Here is a 20,331-nt window from a genome sequence, read left to right on the forward strand (position 1 = left end):
GAGTCAAGGCGGGAAGCCTAGCCGTAAAGGACGCCGCCATGGTCACGCGCGAATCTGACGACAAGAAATCGACACAGCTCGACGTGCTCGTCGCCGGCGCCGGTTATGTCGGCCTCGCCACCGCCGTTTCGATCAAGCAGGCACGACCCAATCTGCACATCGCCATCGTCGACGCGGCTCCCGCCGAGGTCTGGCGCAAGGACGGCCGCGCCTCGGCCATCGCGGCTGCTGCCTGCCGCATGCTCGACCAGCTCGGCTGCTGGGAAGAGATCGCACCCGAGGCACAGGCGATCACCGACATGATCATCACCGATTCGAAGAGTGCCGATCCGGTCCGTCCGGTGTTCCTCACCTTCGACGGCGAGATCGGCGCCGGCGAGCCCTTCGCCCACATGATCGAGAACCGGCTGCTCAACGGCGCCCTGCGCCGCCGCGCCGCCGAGCTCGGTATCGACATCATCGAAGGCGTCGCCGTCCAGGCCTTCGAGGCCGGCACCGCCGGGGCCAAGGTCCATCTCGCCGACGGTATCAGCATCGACACGCGCCTTCTCATCGCTGCCGACGGCGTCAACTCCAGGCTGCGCGACATGGCCGGCATCAAGACCGTGCGCTGGGAATACGGCCAGTCCGGCATCGTCTGCACCGTAATCCACGAGCGCCCGCATGGCGGCCGCGCCGAGGAGCATTTCCTGCCGGCCGGCCCCTTCGCCACGCTGCCGCTCAAGCCGACCAAGGACGGCACCAACCGCTCCTCCATCGTCTGGACCGAACGCACCGAGGACGCCGACAAGCTGGTTGCGGGCGACCCGTTCGTCTTCGAGATAGAGCTCGAACAGCGTTTCGGCCTGAAGCTCGGCGAGATCCGCGTCGAGGGCAAGCCGCGTGCCTGGCCGCTCGGCCTGACCCTGGCGCGCGCCTTCGTCGCTTCCCGCTTCGCGCTTGCCGGCGACGCCGCCCACGGTATCCACCCGATCGCCGGCCAAGGCCTCAATCTCGGCTTCAAGGATGCCGCAGCGCTTGCCGAAACCATCGTCGAGGCCGATCGCCTGGGACAGGACATCGGCGCGATCGACGTGCTCGAGCGCTACGAGCAATGGCGCCGCTTCGACACCGTGCGCATGGGCATCACCACCGACGTGCTCAACCGGCTGTTCTCCAATGACATCGCGCCCGTCCGTGCCATCCGCGACATCGGCCTCGGCCTCGTCGACCGCGTGCCCCGGCTCAAGGACTATTTCATCCGCCAGGCCTCAGGCCTGACAGGCGAAACCCCGCGCCTGCTCAAGGGCGAGGCGATCTGACGGCGGCAGTTCGCCATCCAGCCAGCTACAGCATCAAGCACCGGGAATGTCGTAGATCGGCCTGACCTCGACCTTGCCCATCGCCGCCAGCGGGATGTTCGAGGCGATCTCCAGGGCCTCGTCCTGGTCGGTCGCCTCGATCATCACGAAGCCGATCAGCTGTTCCTTGGTCTCTGCGAACGGCCCGTCGGTCACCAGCCGCTTGCCGGCGCGTCGCGTGACCGTCTTCGCCGCCCTCACCGACTGCAGCGCCTCGGCCGCGATCAGCTTGCCTTTGGCTTCGAGATGCCTGTCATAGGCCAACGAGTCTGTGTCGAGCTTCTCTTTCTGTTCAGGCGACAGCGTCCCGAACAGGCCTTCTTCGAGATAGACAAGGCAGGCATATTTCACGGTTGATCTCCCTGGGTTGACCTTACGCCACAAGGACGCAGCTGGCGAAGACAAGCAGACACTTCGGCGCAAGACTTTTTTCGCGCGATGTTTGCTTTCCCGACGACGGAACGCTGGCGGGTACGCCGGGCGGCGCTATAGTCTCACCCGGTTGCCGCACCTGGCCCCGTCAGAAATCATGGAGAACGTCATGAACCACAGCGCCAACGCCGTCTGGAAAGGCAATCTGAAGGAAGGCTCGGGAACGCTCGACACCCAGAGCGGCGCGATCAAGGGCCAACCCTATTCGTTCAAGGCCCGCTTCGAGGACGAAACCGGCAAGTCCGGCACCAACCCCGAGGAGCTGATCGCCGCCGCCCACGCCGGCTGCTTCGCCATGCAGCTGTCGCACTTCCTCGCCGAAAACGGCACGCCCGCCGACAAGCTCGACGCCAAGGCGGTGGTGACGCTGATCCCCGGCACCGGCATCACCGAGAGCGCGCTGACGCTTGTCGGCACCGTGCCCGGCATCGACAATGCCAAGTTCCAGGAACTCGCCACCAAGGCCAAGGAGAACTGCCCGGTTTCCAAGGCGCTCGGTGCGATCAAGGTTTCGCTGACCGCCAGCCTCGCCTAACGACACTCTGGGCGCCGGTCAGGCATCGGCGCCCTCGCCGCCTCAGGCGGCCAGTCCATCCGCCCGCACCTCGGACGGCGTCGCGTCGAAGCGGCGGCGAAACACCCGGTTGAAGTACGACAAATCGTTGAAGCCCGCCTCATAGGCGATGTCGGTGATGCTGCGCTGCGCCCACAGCGGGTCGGCCAGCATGCGGTGCGCTCGCTTCAGCTTCTGGCCGAGCGCGAATTCGGTGAAGGACAGCCCCTCGCTCTCGAACAGCTTCCTGACATAGCGCGGCGACAGCTTGTGCTCGGCCGCGATCGCCTCGGCCGACAGTCCGCGCAGGTCGCCGCGCGCCGAAATGTCCGACTTGATTGCCGCCAGCCTGGCGGCTCGCAGCCCACGCCCCAGCGCCACCTGTTCGGCGTCGCGCTCGGCTCCAAGCGTCAGCGCGGTCAGGTCGAGCAGATGGCTCGCCACCATGCGCGCCATGTTGCCCGGCAGCGGCTCGTCCAGCTTCTGCAGCGCCGTGGCATAGGTGATCAACAACTGCATCGGCCCTTGGCTGATCGGAATCGGCCGCATCATCATTGCGGAGACGTCGCCGAGCAGCGGCTGCAGCGCTTTCCTGTCGAAGCGCAGGTTGACATAGGTGAAGCCCGGCCGCGTGATATTGGCGCCGACCCGCCCACCGGGCACGAACATCGCGCAACCCGGACGGATGCTTTCGTCCTGGCCGCCGACCTGCATGTGGCTGCCGCCCGACAGAGCGGCGAGCAGGATCACATCGTCATTGTCGATCATCTCCTTGCCGATGCCGACCTTGATCGGCGACGCCGAGCCGGTGGCGATGCCGACGCCCGGCAGCAGCCGCACCCGCATGTCCATGTGGACGGGCGCACCTTCCAACGGCTCGAGATCGGCATTGAGGATGGTGCGGCCATAGACCTCGCGCAGAACGGCAAGCCGCTCCTGCGCGGGGAGGTCGTCTGTCAGCACGCGAAAGGAGGCATTCTGCCCGTCAGGATTCGTCATTGGTCTACTCAACGATACACAACCAAGGCGGGCAGACACTCCTTCTATTTCGCGCGGATGAATAGGTCAAGCCCGTACCGCCGAAACCCTGAGAATGGGCCGCGCAGTCCAAGAACGGCACTGCTCGCCCGTCTAGTTTGCGCTCGCGAATCGAAGTGGTCAGTCCAGCGAACGAGGTAACGGACATGTACCGCCTGCAAGTCTGGAAGACGCTCGCGGCTCTTGCCGCGGCCGGCTTCAACCCGCGCGCTTTCCTCGCCCCCATGGCGCTCGGCGGCAAGCTCCCCGAACCGGCTGACAAGCGGCAGCCGAAGGAGAACAGCGAACCGGAGGCCTGATCCGCAAGGACAGGTCCTGAAACGCCGGCGCTCAACGCCGGCGGCTGACGGAGTCTGGCTGCAAGGAGTGCCAGGGCAGTGGCATTCCGACCAGCCGGCAGGCCGGGCGCGTGGGGGCAGACCCGCGTCCGGCCACCCTCCTTCCGCGCACTCCGTGTTTTGCGTTTGTTGCGCGGCAAAGCGGCACCGCGCAACGGGCAGTCGCGCGGCGCCCCGTCTTCGAAACCAAAAATCGCCGAAAATGTTTAACTTTCGAGGGGACCAGCGCACCCGGGAGGAACCCTCATGCTGAACGTCCTTGAACCGCGTCATCCGCAGCCATCGGTCGCGACGACGCTCGAAATCACCGACATCACCGCAGACGTTCGTCATCTCCAAGGCTTCGACCATCACGAGCAGGTCTGGCTCGGTCGCGACACGGCACGCGGGCTGACCGCGATCGTCTCGGTCCACACCACCGTTCTCGGGCCCGCCCTCGGCGGCACGCGCATCTGGCCGCACACAAGCTTCGAATCCGGCATCATCGACGCGCTGCGCCTGTCGCGCGGCATGACCTTCAAGTCGGCCATCGCCGGCCTGCCGCTCGGCGGCGGCAAGGCGGTCATCATCGCCGACGCCAAAACCGAAAAGACGCCGGCCATGCTTGAGGCCTATGCCGAGATGCTTAACACGCTTCAGGGCCAGTACATCACCGCCGAGGACGTCGGTATGACGCTCGCCGACGCCGACTTCCTCGCCGAGCGCGCGCCCAATGTCAGCGGCACCACCAAAGGCGGCAGCGGCAACCCCTCGCCCTTCACCGCCGAAGGCACTTTCGTCGGGCTCAAGGCGGCCCTGCGCCACAGCACCGGCAGCGACGATCTTGCTGGCGTCCGCGTCGCCGTCCAGGGCCTTGGCTCGGTGGGCTGGTCGCTGTGCCAGAAGCTCCACACCGAAGGTGCCGTCCTGACAGTCTGCGATCTCGATGCGGTCAGAACCGCCCGCGCCGCCGAGACCTTCGGCGCAACCGTCGTGTCAGGCGATGCGATCATCGCAGCCGACGTCGACATCTTCACGCCCTGCGCACTGGGCGGCATCCTGTCTGCCGACACCATTCCGCTGCTCAAGGCGAAGATCGTCGCCGGCGCCGCCAACAACCAGCTGGCTACCGCCGAGGACGGGCAGCGCCTCGTCACGCGCGGCATCCTCTATGCCCCCGATTACGTCATCAATGCCGGCGGCGTCATCAACGTCGCCGCCGAGATGGCCGAAGGCGGCTACGACGTCGCAACCGTCACCCCGCGCGTCGCCCGCATCGCCGACACGCTGTCGGCCATCTTCCAGCGCGCCGACAGCGAAGGCCGCACCACCGACGCCGTCGCCGAGGCTATGGCCCGGGAGATCGTCGAAGCTGCGAGGAAGTAGGCCATTAGCTCCCCTCTCCCCGTTGGCGGGGAGAAGGTGTCGGTAGGCGGATGAGGGCTGGCCCTCGCAGGCACCGCCCAAAGCAAAGACGGCCCGGCTGCTTCCGCAACCGGGCCGTTCTCCTTCACAACGTCAGACTGTCAGGTCATTCGCCCGGGGCGAGCCTGTGGGTCCATTCGCGCCAGAATGCATCAAGCAGTCGTTCACTGCCAGGACGACGCTCCTGCACCCCATCCTTCCAAAACTGCATTCGTGGGAATTCCGCTGTCAGAAACGCACGTATAGGCAGGGGTATTGGGCCGTTGCCAAGTTCGCGCGTTTCCGCTTTGCGCGCCATCAACTCATTGATGGTATCCACGACCGATAGCTCCAGCGGCACGCCCGCGCACAGACTCGGGAAGTTCATCGGCGCAATCACGGAATTTGGGTTCTCTTCCAGCCACTTCAGCGCCATGAGCGGACGCAGGGCGTAAAAAAGCTTCTTGAGCGGCACATCCTCCTCGGCAGACAGGAAGCGATCGAGGTGGTTCGCCGCAAGGTGGTAGTAGTGCCTAGCTGTCAGACTGCGATCCGCCACTTCGCCAGCAATCTCCAGGAAGGCCGCACGAAAATCGGAATTGCACTGATAGACCAAGGGCGATGTCGGCCACTCGACCACCACCACATTGCCTTTGAGAAGGAGTTTCAGCGCCTTGGACAGCTCCCAACCATTGACGTCAAGGATCGGAGTGAGCGGCGTTTCGATGACATCGCGTTCGGGGAACAGCGTGAAAGTCTCGCTGACTGCCCGGACAAACACGAATCGGCAGTCGTAGTCGCTGTCTGGCGACGGAAAACCCCAGGCTCGACTTCCGCTTTCGACGGCCAACGGGATCGATACGTTGTGATGACGTTTGATGTCGGCCAAACGGCCGTCGATCCCGGCTACAATTGTCCGATCCATCGATGTTGGAAAATGCCGATCGATCAAACCTGCCACCCCACGCGCCGACTATAGCCTAGCGCTATAGCAGGTCTCAGGGATCAAGGTCGATCGTTCCCGCCTTGGCCTATGCGCCGACCGCGTCGAGCCGCGCCTTCAGCGCCGCCACTTCCTCTTCCAGCAGCCGGACGCGTTCCTCGAGTTCCGAGACAACAGGTGAGGCGCTCGGTGCCCGGCTCGTCGCGACGATCGCGGCAGCCTCGACATCGCCTGACAAGAGATGGGCGAAGCGATCCTCGCGCTGGCCGGGGGCACGGCCGATTTCCTTGACCAGCGCCGGCCGGCGGCCAATCAGCATGTCGAGCTCGCTGCGCACGGCGTCGGCATCGGCGAAATTCGCCATGCGTTCGGTGCGAGCGAGCAACTCGTAGACGGTCTGGGGACCGCGCAGCAAAAGCATGCCGATCAGCGCGCTCTGGTTGCGCGTCAGCGAGAATTTCTGCGCCATCTGGTGTTCGTAGCGCTCGACGCGCGAGGCGAACTGCTGCTTCGCCAGTCCCTTCGACTGCAACGTGCCAAGCGTCCTGACGACGTCGACCATCTCAAGGGCCATGACCGGCTCGCGCGAGGTCTTCTGATTGGCCGCGGCAACCAGCGCATTCGACGTCATCGGATAGACGTCAGGCGTCAGTTCCTTCTTCTCGATCAGACAGCCGAGCACGCGCACTTCGGCCGGGGTGAGATGGGGAAGATCCGTGTCCGTCATATCAGCTATCGCCTCAAACCCGGCGTTCAACCATCATCTTCCTTATTTCGGCTGCCGCGCCGGTACAGGCGCGCAACCAAAACCGATCGACGAAACTAAACGCGCCTCTCCACCATCATTTTCTTGATCTCCGCGATCGCCTTGGCCGGGTTCAGACCCTTGGGGCAGGTCTGGGCACAGTTCATGATCGTGTGGCAGCGATAGAGCCGGAACGGATCCTCGAGATTGTCGAGGCGCTCGCCCTTGGCTTCGTCTCTGGAGTCGATCAGCCAGCGATAGGCCTGCAGCAGCACGGCCGGGCCGAGATAGCGATCGCCGTTCCACCAGTAGCTCGGGCACGAGGTCGAGCAGCAGGCGCACAGGATGCATTCATAGAGGCCGTCGAGCTTCTGGCGGTCCTCATGGCTTTGCAGCCATTCCTTCGCCGGCTCGGGCGACACCGTCTTCAGCCACGGCTCGATCGAGCGGTGCTGGGCGTAGAAGTTGGTGAGGTCGGGCACCAGATCCTTGACGACCGGCATGTGCGGCAGCGGGTAGATCTTCACCGCGCCCGAAATGTCGTCGCAGCCCTTGGTGCAGGCCAGCGTGTTCGAGCCGTCGATGTTCATCGCGCAGGAGCCGCAGATGCCTTCGCGGCAGGAGCGGCGCAAAGTCAGCGTCGGGTCGATCTTGTTCTTGATGTAAAGCAGCGCGTCCAGCACCATCGGGCCGCAATCGTCGACATCGACGAAATAGGTATCGATGCTCGGGTTCTCGCCATCGTCGGGCGACCAGCGGTAGATCCGGTACTCGCGCAGATTGGTCGCACCCTCCGGCTTCGGCCAGGTCTTGCCCTGCTTGATCTGCGAGTTCTTGGGGAGTGTTAGTTCGACCACGATCGGTTCCTCACAGCTTGGCACGCAGTTCCTTGCGGATGACGAGCTTGAGCCCGCTCCACACGGCATCCACGGCACAGACCTTTACGTCCACCAGCCCAGTCGGCAGCACGACGTCGCGAATGACATCCTCGGTGATGTCGGTGGCGATCTTCGCTGCCTTCTTGGGCCAGGAGATCCAGACAGCGCCGTCGGGCGCGATCATCTTCTTGAATGTCTCGACATGACCTTCGAGATCGGCGCGCTTGCCGGTGAAGGCATGAACGATGTCATGCCGCTCGCCCGTTGCGCCAAGGGCTGCCCAGTCGGTCTGCGCCACAGCCGCGAAGTCGCAGGCAGTTGCCAGCCCCCGGAGGTCGCCAGGCAGGTTCACGAAGACCACGCTCTGGCCGTCCTTGAGGCCGAGCTTGGCCGCAAGCGGCACAGCCGAATAACCTGCATCGGGCAAGGTCGCGGCCATCATGCCTGCACCGCCAGCCGACGCATCTGCTGGCCGACATCGACGGGCGACCATGGCGCCATGTAGAGCCCGAACAGCGACAGCGGCGAACCATGCATGGCGTTGAGCCAGAGCTGGATCCTGAGCCTGCCGCGCACCAGCCCCTGCTGAAGGAAATGGAACGGGTCACGCCGTTTGACGTGGCGGTGCGGCGTCCTGAGTTCGCCCATCGTCGTGTCGGCACCGGCCTGTGCGATCAGCCAGGGCGAAGTGTGCATCACGTCGCAGCCATGCAGCCCGGCATTGGAAATGAAATCGTCGACCGGCACGGCCAGCTTGCCGGCCCTGGCAAGCAGTTGCCCGGCAGCCTTGCGCGTCACCAGATAACCGGCGCCACCCGAAGACGGGCGCAGCGAACGCACCAGCTTCGCAGCCCCCAGGTCGGACACCGGCACGGACAGCCTGCCGCCGCTGCGGACGATGCCTTCCATCTTGACGATGTCGAAGGCGATGCCGCTGGCAAGGAGCCGGCGCATCGTCTCGGCGAAACCGTCGAGCGGTACCGCGTCGTCTTCCAGGATCACCGCGTGGTCGTGGCCGGATTCCAGGAACGCCTTCAGCGCCAGCATGTGGCTGGCAAAACATGCTTCCTCGACCAGCGCAAACATGCGGTTGCGCAGCGGATTCCAGCCGATGCCGTTGGGCGGCATATCAAGCTTCTGGCCGCGCACCGCCAGCACCTCGTCGGGGTTGCGCACATCGACTGCGGCGACACGTTCGAGCGGCCAAGGCATCGAGCCGAACAGCCGCTGGATTTCCGCCCAGCGATGCGGCGATCGGTCGAGATTGATGGCGAAGAAAGCGAGTTCGCTCATCGCCGGCACTCCCGGCGCCAGTTCTCCCAGCGCCAATGCTCCAAGCGCCAATTCTCCAAGCGCTTGTCGGCGCGCGCGCAAGCGAGGACGGCCGTTTCAGGCCCTCCAGCTTGTCTTGCGCAGCGCCGCGTCTCGACCATGGCTCAGTACACCCGCGCCTTGGGTGCGATCTTGGCCAGGGAGATGCCGCCGTCTTCTTCCTTGAGCAGCGGCTCGGTGTGCACCGGCCGGTAGGTCAGCGTCACCTTGCCGTCCTCGGCGACGTGGGCCAGCGTGTGCTGGCGCCAGTTCTCGTCGTCACGGGCCGAGAAGTCCTCGCGGGCATGCGCGCCACGGCTTTCCTTGCGTGCTTCCGCGCCATAGACGGTTGCGATGGCGTTCGACATCAGGTTTTCGAGCTCCAGCGTCTCCACCAGGTCCGAGTTCCAGATCATCGAGCGGTCGAAGACCTTGATGTCCTTCATCTCGCCCCAGATCTCGGAGATGCGCTTGCAGCCCTGCTCCAGCGATTCCTGGGTGCGGAACACGGCAGCGTCCTCCTGCATCGCCTTCTGCATCTTCTCGCGCAGCACTGCCGTCGGCGTGCCGCCATTGGCGTGGCGCAGGCGGTCGAAACGATCCATGATCTTCTCGACCGAAGCGGCGTTGGGCGACGGGATCGGCGCGTTGCGGTCGACGACCTGGCCGGCGCGGATGGCGGCGGCGCGACCGAACACCACGAGGTCGATCAGCGAGTTGGAGCCGAGACGGTTGGCGCCATGCACCGAAGCACAACCGGCCTCGCCGACGGCCATCAGGCCGGGCGACACGCGGTCCGGGTTCGCCTTGGTCGGATTCAGCACCTCGCCCCAATAGTTGGTCGGGATGCCGCCCATGTTGTAGTGCACCGTCGGCAGCACCGGGATCGGCTCGCGGGTCACGTCGACACCGGCGAAGATCTTCGCCGACTCGGAAATGCCGGGCAGGCGTTCATGCAGGACCGCCGGATCGAGGTGGTCGAGATGCAGGAAGATGTGGTCCTTGTTCTTGCCGACGCCGCGACCGTCGCGGATCTCCAGCGTCATGCAGCGCGAAACCACGTCGCGCGATGCCAGGTCCTTGGCCGATGGTGCGTAGCGCTCCATGAAGCGCTCGCCTTCGGAGTTGACGAGATAACCGCCCTCGCCACGCGCGCCTTCGGTGATCAGGCAGCCCGAACCATAGATGCCGGTCGGGTGGAACTGCACGAACTCCATGTCCTGCAAAGGCAGGCCGGCACGCGCGGCCATGCCGCCGCCGTCGCCGGTGCAGGTATGGGCCGAGGTCGCCGAGAAATAGGCGCGGCCGTAGCCTCCGGTCGCCAGCACCACCATCTTGGCCGAGAAGCGGTGGATTGTGCCGTCGTCGAGGTTCCAGGCCACGACACCGGTGCAGGTGCCATCCGGCTCCATGATCAGGTCAAGGGCGAAATACTCGATGAAGAACTGCGCGTTGTTCTTCAGCGACTGGCCGTAGAGCGTGTGCAGTATGGCGTGGCCGGTGCGGTCGGCGGCAGCGCAGGTGCGCTGCACGGGCGGTCCGTCGCCATAATTCATCATGTGGCCGCCGAACGGCCGCTGGTAGATCTTGCCCTCTTCAGTACGCGAGAACGGCACGCCATAGTGCTCGAGCTCATAGACCGCAGCCGGCGCTTCGCGCACCAGATACTCCATCGCGTCGACATCGCCGAGCCAGTCGGAACCCTTGACGGTGTCGTACATGTGCCACTGCCAGGAGTCGGGGCCCATGTTCTGCAGCGAGGCGGCGATACCGCCCTGAGCCGCAACCGTGTGCGAGCGGGTCGGGAACACCTTGGTGATGCAGGCGGTCTTCAGCCCCTGCTCAGCCATGCCGAGCGTGGCACGCAGGCCGGCACCGCCGGCACCGACGACGACGACGTCGAACTTGTGATCGACATAGGTATAGGCGGAAGCTCCGCTGGTCTTGCCGTCCTTGGCCACCGTTTCAGCCTCCAAATGCAAGTTTGAGCAGGGCGAAGAGCGAAGCGACGCCGACAGCTACGGTAAAGAAAGTGTTGAGCATGATGAGCGTCACCTTGAGCAGCTCGCCATGCACGTAGTCCTCGATCACCACCTGCATGCCGAGGCGCATGTGGTAGAGGCCCGAGACCAGCACCAGCGCCAGCACAAGCGACACCAGAGGATTGGCGAACGAGGCGCGCACGGTGGCGAAATCGGCACCGTTGAGCGCGATCAAGAGGCCGACGAAGAACAACATCAACGGGATGTTGGCGACCGCCGTCAGGCGCTGGCGCCAGAAATGTTCGGTACCCTCGCGGGCCGAACCCAGGCCGCGGACCTTGCCAAGCGCGGTGCGCATGTCGTTGTTCGAGCCGCTCATCTTATGCTCCCCGCACCATGTAGCCGACGATCCAGACCGCCGCCGTCAGCACCACCGAACCGACGAGCGTCGCCCAGGCGAACCTGGAGGCAGTTTCCTTTTCGAGCGCAGCACCGGTGTCCCAGACCAGGTGACGAATGCCGCCCAGCATGTGCAGCATCAAGGCCCAGGTGTAGCCGAGCAGCACCAGCTGGCCGATCCAGCTGCCATAGACCCAACTGACGAAGTCGAAATACTCCTGCGACGTCGCCGCCGCGATCAGCCACCAGGCGACCAGCAGCGTGCCGAAATACAGCGCGCAGCCGGTGATGCGGTGCAGGATCGAGGTCGTCATCGTCACCGGCGGACGATAGATGCTCAGGTGCGGCGACAAAGGCCGCGCACGCGATGTGGCTTGGGTTGCTTGTGATTTGCTCATGGCTCCCCCGGTCTGCATCCGAGCGTGGCTATGTTTGAATACGGCGCCGTCGCACCGTTTTGCGACGTCGGACTGCGCGCTTTCTAAAGCTCTTTTTGCACCGCGTCAAAGTCAGAAAACCGTTCTGGCGCACCTATTTAGTCGCATCACGGCTTCAATCGATTGAACAAATGCCGCCACTACCCCAGTGGGTGAGTCGTCACCAGACGTGCCGACGAAACAGGCAATGACGGCATCCCCCATCGGGACGATATCAGGCTACCCGTTCGTTGGCTTGGACAGGCTGCAGGCATATCAGCGCAACAGATAATTAACCATGTTTGTTAATCTTTTCCGTCCAAGCAGACGCCAAGCCTTAACAATGATTAAGAAACGGTTAATCTCCGGTTCGATCGAACAGGGAGATTTGCCCGATGCGTCCCGCACTGGCTTTGACCACATTTGCGTCTTTCATGCTTGCCGCCGGCGTCGCGCTGACCTCTCCGGCCGCCGCAGGAGGCAGCCACGACCGCGTTTATGCCGATTCGTTCGGCAACCTGATCGTCGAGAGCACCACTGGCTACAAGCGCATCATCGTCGGCGAGGGCGCTTCGGCCCGCAAGCTCGCAGCCTACACCGGTTCGACCGGACCGAAGGTCGTCTATCTCGACGGCCCCAGCGCGCAGCGCCACTGCTACCGCCCGCCCATGCTGCTCAAGGGCCGCAGCTACATGTATGGTTTCTCCGAAGGTGAAATCCCGCAGCCCGGCCTGGTCTGCCGCTGAAACTGCGCGGCTACCGGCTCGGCGGTTTGAGGCCGAACGGCACCACGGTCGAGTCCGAAAACAGCTGCACCGCGCCCCACACCCGAACGCAGTCGCGCCCGTCCTTCTTGGCTTCGTAAAGCGCTGAGTCGGCCCGCACCATCAACTGGTCGATGCTTTCGCCGGCCACCAGTTCGGCGACACCGAAGCTTGCGGTAAAGCGGCAATCGTCCGGTAGGCCATCGATCGGCATGCCGGAGAATGCCGAGCGCGCGCCTTCGGCGAACAGCCGCGCCGAGGCCAGATGCGCGCCCGGCAGGATGATTGCGAATTCCTCGCCGCCGATCCGGCCGGCGACGTGATGACCGGCCATCGATTCGCGGATGAACTGGGCAAATGCTTCGATGACACGATCGCCCGAGGCGTGGCCGTAACTGTCGTTGATCGACTTGAAGTGATCGAGGTCGGAGATGACAAGCGTGATCGGCAGCCCCTGGCGCACCGCGTCGCGCATCGCGCTGGCCGCCCGGCGCTGGAAGCCGCCGCGGTTGAGCAGGCCCGACAACGCGTCGGTCTCCGACTTCTGTGTCGCGTCGAGCAGGATGTCGCGCACCAGAATCACCAGCAGCATCAGCGCGATCGACAGCGCGAACACCGTGCCCAGCGCCTGCGAGATCATCGCATAGGTGCTCTGCAGATAGTGATGCGGATCGGCTCCCGGGCCGCCGACGGCGAGCGCTAGATAAGGCTTGGAGAAGAACTGCAGCGCGCTGGCGAAGAGCACGCCCGCCAGCACGTAGTCGAACTGGCTGAGCTGCCGGCGCGAGCGCAGTATTGTAGCGGCACCGACGGCTTGGGCGATCGCATAAGGCGTCTGGTAGGTCATCATGCGCAGCAGCGAATCGCGGGCGAAGCCCTGCGTGGCAAAGACGGCTATCGTCGTCACAACGAGAAACGCTGCCATCAGCCGCCATGCCGGCTGCGCCTCGTAGCGGATAGCCAAGCCGACGTTCATGACCATCAGCGTGGCCAGGAAGGCGACGAAGTTGGCGGTGACGATGAACCGCGTGTCTTCGAACATAGGGATCGCGAACTCGGTCCCGATATAGACGATGCCGGCGAGGTAGCAGAGCGCGAACCAGCGCGCCGAGTTGCGACGCCCGTCATAGATGGCGATCGACATGAAAGCGCCGGCCAGGAGGCCGGCAACAAACACGTTGATCGCAAGTATGAACTCGGCGCCGGTCATCGTCGACTGCAATCTCCTTCGCGCGGATGACACCACAGCCCGGCGAAAAAGACGTTAACGCAAGGGCCGAAATACCGGTCATCCCAGAGGCTTGAGACAAAAAAGCGGCGAAGCATGTGCTCCGCCGCCTTGTCTGTTTCTGCTGCGGCCCTGAGGCCGCCGTCGTCAGTGCCAGTCGCGGATGTCGACGAAGTGGCCGGCGATGGCAGCGGCCGCAGCCATGGCCGGCGACACCAGATGGGTGCGGCCCTTGAAGCCCTGGCGGCCCTCGAAGTTGCGGTTCGAGGTCGAGGCGCAGCGCTCATGCGGCTTGAGGCGGTCGTCATTCATGGCCAGGCACATCGAGCAGCCCGGCTCGCGCCAGTCGAAGCCAGCCGCCACGAAGATCTTGTCGAGGCCTTCGGCTTCCGCCTGTTCCTTGACCAGGCCCGAGCCCGGCACGATCATCGCGCTGACAGTCGAGGCGACCTTGCGGCCCTCGACGACCTTGGCGACGGCGCGCAAATCTTCGATGCGGCCATTGGTGCAAGAGCCGATGAAGACGCGGTCGACCGAAATGTCGGTGATCTTGGTGCCGGCGGTCAGGCCCATATAGTCGAGCGCGCGCTTCTTGGAGTTGCGCTTGGTCTCGTCCTCGATCGCCTCGGCATCCGGCACCACGCCGGTGACGGCGACCACGTCCTCGGGCGACGAGCCCCAGGTAACGATCGGCGGCAGCTTGGCTGCGTCGAGCACGATGACCTTGTCGAAATGCGCACCTTCGTCCGAATGCAGCGTCTTCCAGTAGTCGAGCGCCATCTCGAAGGCCTTGCCCTTCGGCGCGCGCGGCTTGTCCTTGACGTAGGCGTAGGTCTTCTCGTCGGGCGCGATCAGGCCGGCGCGGGCGCCGCCTTCGATCGACATGTTGCAGATCGTCATGCGGCCTTCCATCGACAGGGCACGGATCGCCTCGCCAGCATATTCGATGACGTAGCCGGTGCCGCCGGCGGTGCCGATCTCGCCGATGATGGCAAGCACGATGTCCTTGGCGGTCACGCCTTCCGGCAGTTGGCCGTCGACACGTACCAGCATGTTCTTGGCCTTCTTCTGGATCAGCGTCTGGGTCGCCAGGACGTGTTCCACTTCCGAGGTGCCGATGCCGTGCGCCAATGCACCAAAAGCACCATGCGTCGAGGTGTGGCTGTCGCCGCAGACGATGGTCATGCCCGGCAGGGTGAAGCCCTGCTCGGGGCCGACGATATGGACGATGCCCTGGCGCTTGTCGTTTTCGGAGTAATACTCGACGCCGAAATCGGCCGAGTTCTTGGCCAGCGCCTCGACCTGGATGCGGCTTTCCTCGTTCTTGATGCCGTTCTTGCGGTCCGGCGAGGTCGGCACGTTGTGGTCGACCACGGCGAGCGTCTTCTCGGGATGACGGACCTTGCGGCCGGTCATACGCAGGCCTTCGAAGGCCTGCGGGCTCGTCACTTCGTGCACGAGGTGACGGTCGATGTAGAGCAGGCAGGTGCCGTCTTCCTGGCGGTCGACGACGTGGTCGTCAAAGATCTTGTCGTAGAGGGTACGCGGTGCGCTCATGGCTTTGGATCCGTCGATATGAAACTTGGGAAGGCTAAAGGGCGCGCCAAAGGCCCGTCGGCTCGGCGCAAGCGACTAGATAAGTCGGCTGGTCAACGCGCCTGAAATCCGGGCAAAGAATCGCGACGGCAGGCGCTTGTGGTCCTGCAGCACGAAACCCTTGTAGGCCGGATCTCCAAAGAGTGCTTCCATAAGCGGCTCAATACCAATCTTTTGACGTTCCGGCAATCGCAAGCTCCGCCTGGCCCAAGCGGCAAGATGGCGGAGCGTCCACGGATGCCCGCAAGAAGCTATACGATGCGCGCCAGCGCAGCCTCGCCGCGGCGCAGCCCATGCCGGTCGGCCCAGCCTGAAACAGCGGCAGCAATCGCTTCCGGCTGGTCTTCCGGCGCCGCATGCCGGGCTGGACCGCAGTTCTCGATCTCGAGGCTGGCAATGTTGTCGGCGCACCACCGGATCATCTCCTCCCCGATCATCAACGTTTCCATCGAACCTTCGAAGGTTAAAAGCAGCTTCGGCACGCCGCCGCTCGCCGCCAGCCAGCGGTCATAGGCCTCGATGCGGGCAATCACATCGGCTGGCTCGCCGTCGATCGGCATGGCGCGTGGCCAGGCGAGCAGTGGCCGCCGGCTTTCGCGGGTCGGATAGGGCTTGCGATAGACGTCGAGATCCCCGTCGCTCAGCCCATTGAGCACGGTGGCGCGCAGGGCGAACTCTATGAAGAAGTTCTCGTCCAGCACCTTGGCCTCGCCGGTGCCCGCGCCGCGAAGTGCCTCATAGCGTGGCCGGGCGCTTTCGGCGAAGTCGGCCCAGCTCATCGGACGCACGATCGTCTCCATCACGGCGATGCCGCGCACCCGCCCGGGATGGCGCGCGGCCCAGTCGAAGGCCAGCGCCCCGCCCCAGTCGTGACCGACAAGCACCACCTCCTCCAGCCCCATCGCCTCGAACCAGGCGTCGAGATAGCGGGCGTGATCGTCGAAGCTGTAGGCAATGTCAGGTTTGCCTGAACCGCCCATGCCGATCAGGTCGGGCGCAAGCCGGCGCACGCCGTCGCCCATGCCGGGAAGCACGTTGCGCCACAGATAGGACGATGTCGGGTTGCCGTGCAGGAACACGAACGGCACGCCGTGCCCCACATCCACATAGGAGATTGTCGAGTCGAGTACGCTGATTGCAGGCATCTGGCTTTCCTTCCCGTCGCTCAAGTAGTAAGGTGCCTGTCTAATATCAATTAGTCAGGCACCTGTCCATCTTGAAAGAGACGATCCCGGAAAATCCGCCGCTCGGCCTGTTGCTGCGCCTGGTCCACCAGCATTGGACCCAGGCCGTCGACACCGCCCTCGACGCTGCCGGTTTCGGCGACATTCGTCCGCCGCACGCCAACGTCTTCACCTTCACCCCATCGCAAGGCATCCAGGTCAGCGAACTGACCAAGCTCGCCCATGTCCGCAAGCAGACGATGGCCCAGGCGGTGGAGGAGCTGGAGAAGCTTGGTTATGTCGAGCGCCGACCCGATCCCAACGACCGCCGCGGCCGGCTGGTCTTCCTCACGGAACGCGGCAAGGCCGTGCGCCCCATCGCCGCCGCCACAGGGCGCAAGGTTGACGAGCGCTGGGCCGAACTGACCAGCCCGCAAGAGATGGAGGCGTTGCGGCAGGCGCTGCGGCTGCTGTTCGAAAAGGTGCGCGACGACGTGACGACCCGCCCAGGCGATGAGACGAAGGCTGACTAGCCGGCCTTGCCCTTGCCCGGGCTATGCGCACCCGGCTTTTCGTCGCGTTTGTCCTCGCTGAGGTCGAACTTGACCTCGAAGCGGTGCAGCAAGCCGAGAACGCACAGTGCGAGCAGGGTGACGAAGGCCGCGATCTGCCAGAGCCCAAGGCCTGCAGCGAGGCCGATGGCGCCCGCCAGCCACATACCGGCACCCGTCGTCAGCCCCTGCACCTCGCCCCTGCTGAAAAACACCACGCCCGCGGCAAGGAAGGCGACGCCGGCGGTCACCGCCTCGACGACGCGGATCGGATCGACCTTGGCGCCGTCCTTCAGCACCTCCGGTCCGAACATCGGCGCATGCACGATCTCGATGGTCAGCAGCGCGAAGGTCGCCGCCGCCACACAGACGAGAATATGTGTCCTCAGACCCGCCGGCCGGTTGCGCCATTCACGCTCGAAGCCGATGGCCGCGCCGAAGACGGCAGCCAGCAGCATGCGCGCGACGATGACGGGAAACGAGGTGTAGGTCGGATGGCCGAATTCTTCGACGAGCTGTTCCATGGGGGCCTCATGATTGGTTCGGCTCCCAACGCGCCATGGCAAGGGTGGTTCCTCGCCCGGAACAGCCCGCTTCGCTCAGAACGGCTTGATGATCACCAGCCCGACAATGCCGAGCAACAGCAGGCCGACCAGCCAATGCAGCTTCAGCAGGATGCCGGCAGGCTTCGCCAGCCTGGCGCCTGCGAGCTGCCGCAACTGGCCCGACAGCACGCCATGCAGGCCCGACATCGCCACGACAAGCGCCAGCTTGGCGTGCAGCCAGGCGTCGCCGAAAGAGCCGAGGTCATAAGCGAGATAGAGCCCCAGCGCCCAGACGATCATCATCGCCGGCGTCGACAGCATCGAGAAGCCGGCGCGCAACTGCGCCGCCTGCCGCGAATCGATGCCGCCATTCCGGGCCATGTGCGACAATGCCAGCGGCACTGATATCATGCCTGACAGCCAGACCACCATCGCCACGACATGCAGAGACTTGATGACGAGATAGCTCATTGCCCTGCCGTCTGGTTGGCCGCCCTGGCGGCGAGGAAGCGATCATTGATGAAGGTGCCGAAGGGCACGAGGCAGGCGAGGCCGGTGCGCAGCATCTCCCTGAGCGACCAACCACCGCCGGAGAAATTGTCGACCAGGCACACGACGTAGAAGACGAAGGCGAGGCCGTGGACCGGCCCGGCCGTGCTGACGATTGCGGGATAGCCGGCCAGATGTTTCATCGGGACAGCAAACAGCACGAGGAAAAGCAGCGTGCTTCCCTCGAACAGGCCCGCGAAGCGCAGGCGGGAGAGTGGATTGGAGAGGATCTTGCGAATGGTTTCCATGCCGCGAGATTTGTCCGCGGCCGTGCCGCTCGCAATCGTCCATCCGGTCGCAGAGGCCGAATGACGCGCGACATTTCAGACAACCCTGAATATATACGCCTTGACCAGCACATCCGGTTCGGCCACGGCAAAGGCCCGGAAAGCAGGGCTCTCCTCGACCGCCTGCCATCTTCCGGTCGCCACAAGTTCAGTGAACTTATCCTGGAAACCGCCCGCTTCCAGGACCACGTCGCGGACGGTGAAGATGACGAAGCCACCCGGCCGCGTGATCCGGACCAATTCGTCCAGGCTCGATGCCGGCGCATGGCCCGCCGTGAACACGCCGGTCGAGAAGACGGCGGCGAAATGCCGATCCGCCCAAGGCAACGGACCGCCGAGTGCCGCCTGCGTCAGCGCGCTGTGGCCGCCGCGTGCCCGCGCCAGTTCGAGCATTTCCTCGGAGAAGTCGAGCCCTTCGATGTCGTCATATCCAAGCGCCTGGAGATACGGCCCCGACAGTCCGGTGCCGCAACCGGCATCGAGCAGCGGTCCTTCGCCCTTGGGCACGTGCCGCGCCACCCACGCCGCGATCAGGAAGGGCAGGCAGTATCCCAGCGCCGCTGTCTCGGTGTCGTAGCCGTTCGCCCAGGCCGCATAGGCCGCCGCCAGCTGCATTTCTGTCTCTGCCGCATAGACCATGGCGAGCGCAGTCTTGTCGGCACCTCCGGTCATGGCGTGAAATCCCTGCGCATCCGCCGCTCCAGCGCCCGCAGGCTGAGCGACAGCCCGACGGTCAGGAGCAGGTAGACATAGGCTACGATAGAGTAGGTCTCGAAGAAGCGGAATGAGCCCGAGGCATAGACCTTGGCCATCTGGGTGATGTCGGCGACGCCAAGCACCGACACCAGCGAGGAATCCTTCACCATGGCGATAAAGTCGTTGCCATAGGGCGGCAGGATGGTCCTGAATGCCTGCGGCCAGACAATCAGCCGAAAGCGCTGGGTGCGCGACAATCCCAGCGCCTTCGCCGCCTCGATCTGGCCGACATCGACGGCCTGGATGCCGGCGCGGAAAATTTCGGCGATGAAGGACGAATAGGCGATCGTGAGCGCAATGATCGCCCGCCACAGTAGCGAGAAGTCGCGCACCTGCATCGGCTCGACCAGCCCCGCCGATTGCAGCGGTAGCGTCACCCAGTTCCACGCCACGACGAAGGCCGGCGCGCCGACGAAAGCGATCCAGAACAGCAGCACCAGGATCGGCAGGCCGCGAATGATCTCGACATAGAAACGCGAAACCTGACGCAGCAGCTTGGAATTCGACAGCCCGAGCAGGGCGATGAGCAGCCCGAGCGCCGAGGCCATTGCGAAGGCGACGATGGTGACGAAAAGTGTTACCCAAAGCCCTTTGACGAGGGTCGACAGGATCTGGCCGTACACGTCGCTGGCCGCGATGGTCACCGCCGAAACCACACCGATCGCCACGGCAGCCACCAGCCACCACGGGAAATCGTCCTTCTTGACCCGGTACTGGCTCATGCTGCGTCCTGCCGCGGCCCGGCAAAAGAATGCGGCAGCGTCTCGAACTGGTCGAGCAAGGCGACCACCCGGCGACCGCCCGCCGTCAACGAATAGACGACGCCGCGCGGGAAAGCTGAAACTGCGTCGCGCTCGACAAGGCCGCGTCTCAACAGGCCGTCCAACCGCTCCGACAGCACCTTGGCGGTGACCCCGGGCAGCCGTGCCATCAGGTCGCCATGCCGCTTCGCGCCCACCGACAGCTGCCACAACACCAGCGCGTTCCAGCGATGGCCGAGAAAAGAGAGCCAGTCTTCCACCGGACATAGCTCCGGCCGTCGCGGCATCGGCACTTCGCGCTCGCTGGTCGCAGTCATCTCTGCACTCATTCGGGGTACCCGTTTGGATAGCTCTGCAAGGGCGTGTTCTGGTC

25 protein-coding genes are annotated in these 20,331 nt (G+C 64.5%); 6 read left to right on the forward strand and 19 right to left on the reverse strand.

Annotated features, from left to right (window positions below):
- Nucleotides 1-38: 38 nt before the first annotated feature.
- Nucleotides 39-1,301 carry a ubiquinone biosynthesis hydroxylase gene (locus Amn_RS26485; protein WP_154386727.1) on the forward strand — a complete coding sequence of 421 codons (1,263 nt, stop codon included), beginning with the start codon at nt 39-41 and terminating at the stop codon, nt 1,299-1,301.
- 33 nt (nt 1,302-1,334) lie between these two features.
- Here Amn_RS26485 and Amn_RS26490 read toward each other — a convergent pair whose 3' ends face one another.
- Nucleotides 1,335-1,691, reverse strand: coding sequence for a YciI family protein (locus Amn_RS26490; protein ID WP_067956131.1), 357 nt, complete (start codon nt 1,689-1,691; stop codon nt 1,335-1,337).
- A 190-nt stretch (nt 1,692-1,881) separates the two neighbouring features.
- Between Amn_RS26490 and Amn_RS26495 the strand changes: the two genes are divergently transcribed.
- Nucleotides 1,882-2,307, forward strand: coding sequence for an OsmC family protein (locus Amn_RS26495; RefSeq protein ID WP_154386728.1), 426 nt, complete (start codon nt 1,882-1,884; stop codon nt 2,305-2,307).
- 42 nt (nt 2,308-2,349) lie between these two features.
- Here Amn_RS26495 and Amn_RS26500 read toward each other — a convergent pair whose 3' ends face one another.
- Nucleotides 2,350-3,324, reverse strand: a complete 975-nt coding sequence (locus Amn_RS26500) for an AraC family transcriptional regulator (RefSeq protein ID WP_154386729.1) — start codon at nt 3,322-3,324, stop codon at nt 2,350-2,352.
- 185 nt (nt 3,325-3,509) lie between these two features.
- Here Amn_RS26500 and Amn_RS26505 point away from each other — a divergent pair, with 185 nt between their 5' ends.
- Both Amn_RS26505 and Amn_RS26510 read left to right on the forward strand, forming a co-directional pair.
- Nucleotides 3,510-3,662: a hypothetical protein gene (locus tag Amn_RS26505; RefSeq protein WP_169808298.1), complete on the forward strand. Its 153-nt coding sequence runs from the start codon at nt 3,510-3,512 to the stop codon at nt 3,660-3,662.
- A gap of 285 nt (nt 3,663-3,947) precedes the next feature.
- Nucleotides 3,948-5,066, forward strand: a complete 1,119-nt coding sequence (locus Amn_RS26510; protein WP_286293896.1) for a Glu/Leu/Phe/Val family dehydrogenase — start codon at nt 3,948-3,950, stop codon at nt 5,064-5,066.
- A 145-nt stretch (nt 5,067-5,211) separates the two neighbouring features.
- Here the strand turns inward: Amn_RS26510 and Amn_RS26515 are convergent, their stop codons facing one another.
- The 8 genes from Amn_RS26515 to sdhC all read right to left on the reverse strand — a co-directional run bounded on the left by Amn_RS26515 (nt 5,212) and on the right by sdhC (nt 11,740).
- The gene (locus Amn_RS26515) at nt 5,212-6,045 is read right to left on the reverse strand and encodes a nucleotidyltransferase domain-containing protein (protein WP_286293900.1); all 834 of its coding nucleotides are present in this window, start codon (nt 6,043-6,045) and stop codon (nt 5,212-5,214) included.
- A 70-nt stretch (nt 6,046-6,115) separates the two neighbouring features.
- Nucleotides 6,116-6,754, reverse strand: a complete 639-nt coding sequence (locus tag Amn_RS26520) for a YceH family protein (RefSeq protein ID WP_286293903.1) — start codon at nt 6,752-6,754, stop codon at nt 6,116-6,118.
- A 95-nt stretch (nt 6,755-6,849) separates the two neighbouring features.
- A complete protein-coding gene (locus Amn_RS26525) occupies nt 6,850-7,629 on the reverse strand; it encodes a succinate dehydrogenase iron-sulfur subunit (RefSeq protein ID WP_067956123.1) in 780 nt (259 codons plus the stop codon).
- 10 nt (nt 7,630-7,639) lie between these two features.
- A complete protein-coding gene (locus Amn_RS26530; RefSeq protein ID WP_067956121.1) occupies nt 7,640-8,089 on the reverse strand; it encodes a DUF3052 family protein in 450 nt (149 codons plus the stop codon).
- The gene (locus Amn_RS26535; protein ID WP_067956119.1) at nt 8,089-8,943 is read right to left on the reverse strand and encodes a glycosyltransferase family 25 protein; all 855 of its coding nucleotides are present in this window, start codon (nt 8,941-8,943) and stop codon (nt 8,089-8,091) included. Before Amn_RS26535 ends, Amn_RS26530 begins: the two co-directional genes overlap by 1 nt.
- 143 nt (nt 8,944-9,086) lie before the next feature.
- Nucleotides 9,087-10,922 carry a succinate dehydrogenase flavoprotein subunit gene (gene sdhA / locus Amn_RS26540; RefSeq protein WP_115733587.1) on the reverse strand — a complete coding sequence of 612 codons (1,836 nt, stop codon included), beginning with the start codon at nt 10,920-10,922 and terminating at the stop codon, nt 9,087-9,089.
- A gap of 4 nt (nt 10,923-10,926) precedes the next feature.
- Nucleotides 10,927-11,322, reverse strand: a complete 396-nt coding sequence (sdhD, locus tag Amn_RS26545; RefSeq protein ID WP_067956118.1) for a succinate dehydrogenase, hydrophobic membrane anchor protein — start codon at nt 11,320-11,322, stop codon at nt 10,927-10,929.
- Nucleotide 11,323: 1 nt separating this feature from the next.
- Nucleotides 11,324-11,740, reverse strand: coding sequence for a succinate dehydrogenase, cytochrome b556 subunit (gene sdhC / locus Amn_RS26550; RefSeq protein ID WP_067956116.1), 417 nt, complete (start codon nt 11,738-11,740; stop codon nt 11,324-11,326).
- Between the two features lie 413 nt (nt 11,741-12,153).
- Between sdhC and Amn_RS26555 the strand changes: the two genes are divergently transcribed.
- Complete coding sequence (locus Amn_RS26555; RefSeq protein WP_067956114.1) at nt 12,154-12,504, forward strand: hypothetical protein; 351 nt, start codon at nt 12,154-12,156, stop codon at nt 12,502-12,504.
- Nucleotides 12,505-12,514: 10 nt separating this feature from the next.
- Here Amn_RS26555 and Amn_RS26560 read toward each other — a convergent pair whose 3' ends face one another.
- The 3 genes from Amn_RS26560 to Amn_RS26570 all read right to left on the reverse strand — a co-directional run bounded on the left by Amn_RS26560 (nt 12,515) and on the right by Amn_RS26570 (nt 16,491).
- Entirely contained in the window at nt 12,515-13,732 is a 1,218-nt protein-coding gene (locus Amn_RS26560) for a GGDEF domain-containing protein (protein WP_067956112.1), read from the reverse strand.
- Between the two features lie 165 nt (nt 13,733-13,897).
- Nucleotides 13,898-15,307 (reverse strand): 3-isopropylmalate dehydratase large subunit, encoded by a 1,410-nt coding sequence (leuC, locus tag Amn_RS26565; RefSeq protein ID WP_067956110.1) that lies wholly within the window; start codon nt 15,305-15,307, stop codon nt 13,898-13,900.
- A 290-nt stretch (nt 15,308-15,597) separates the two neighbouring features.
- The gene (locus Amn_RS26570; protein WP_067965941.1) at nt 15,598-16,491 is read right to left on the reverse strand and encodes a haloalkane dehalogenase; all 894 of its coding nucleotides are present in this window, start codon (nt 16,489-16,491) and stop codon (nt 15,598-15,600) included.
- A 71-nt stretch (nt 16,492-16,562) separates the two neighbouring features.
- Between Amn_RS26570 and Amn_RS26575 the strand changes: the two genes are divergently transcribed.
- Complete coding sequence (locus Amn_RS26575; protein ID WP_154386734.1) at nt 16,563-17,042, forward strand: MarR family winged helix-turn-helix transcriptional regulator; 480 nt, start codon at nt 16,563-16,565, stop codon at nt 17,040-17,042.
- Here Amn_RS26575 and Amn_RS26580 read toward each other — a convergent pair.
- The 6 genes from Amn_RS26580 to Amn_RS26605 all read right to left on the reverse strand — a co-directional run bounded on the left by Amn_RS26580 (nt 17,039) and on the right by Amn_RS26605 (nt 20,275).
- Nucleotides 17,039-17,584 (reverse strand): MgtC/SapB family protein, encoded by a 546-nt coding sequence (locus Amn_RS26580; protein WP_067956109.1) that lies wholly within the window; start codon nt 17,582-17,584, stop codon nt 17,039-17,041. The genes Amn_RS26575 and Amn_RS26580 overlap by 4 nt on opposite strands.
- 75 nt (nt 17,585-17,659) lie before the next feature.
- Nucleotides 17,660-18,076 (reverse strand): CopD family protein, encoded by a 417-nt coding sequence (locus tag Amn_RS26585; protein WP_286293913.1) that lies wholly within the window; start codon nt 18,074-18,076, stop codon nt 17,660-17,662.
- The gene (locus Amn_RS26590; protein ID WP_286293915.1) at nt 18,073-18,402 is read right to left on the reverse strand and encodes a DUF3817 domain-containing protein; all 330 of its coding nucleotides are present in this window, start codon (nt 18,400-18,402) and stop codon (nt 18,073-18,075) included. The genes Amn_RS26585 and Amn_RS26590 overlap by 4 nt, the downstream gene beginning before the upstream one ends.
- Before the next feature lie 75 nt (nt 18,403-18,477).
- Nucleotides 18,478-19,113 (reverse strand): class I SAM-dependent DNA methyltransferase, encoded by a 636-nt coding sequence (locus tag Amn_RS26595; RefSeq protein ID WP_286293918.1) that lies wholly within the window; start codon nt 19,111-19,113, stop codon nt 18,478-18,480.
- On the reverse strand, nt 19,110-19,919 hold the full coding sequence (locus tag Amn_RS26600) for an amino acid ABC transporter permease (RefSeq protein WP_154386737.1): 810 nt from the start codon (nt 19,917-19,919) through the stop codon (nt 19,110-19,112). The genes Amn_RS26595 and Amn_RS26600 overlap by 4 nt, the downstream gene beginning before the upstream one ends.
- Nucleotides 19,916-20,275: a winged helix-turn-helix transcriptional regulator gene (locus tag Amn_RS26605; RefSeq protein WP_246340652.1), complete on the reverse strand. Its 360-nt coding sequence runs from the start codon at nt 20,273-20,275 to the stop codon at nt 19,916-19,918. The genes Amn_RS26600 and Amn_RS26605 overlap by 4 nt, the downstream gene beginning before the upstream one ends.
- Nucleotides 20,276-20,331: the final 56 nt, after the last annotated feature.

The organism is Aminobacter sp. Y103A, from assembly GCF_030294925.1.
Taxonomy (GTDB): Bacteria; Pseudomonadota; Alphaproteobacteria; order Rhizobiales; family Rhizobiaceae; genus Aminobacter; species Aminobacter ciceronei.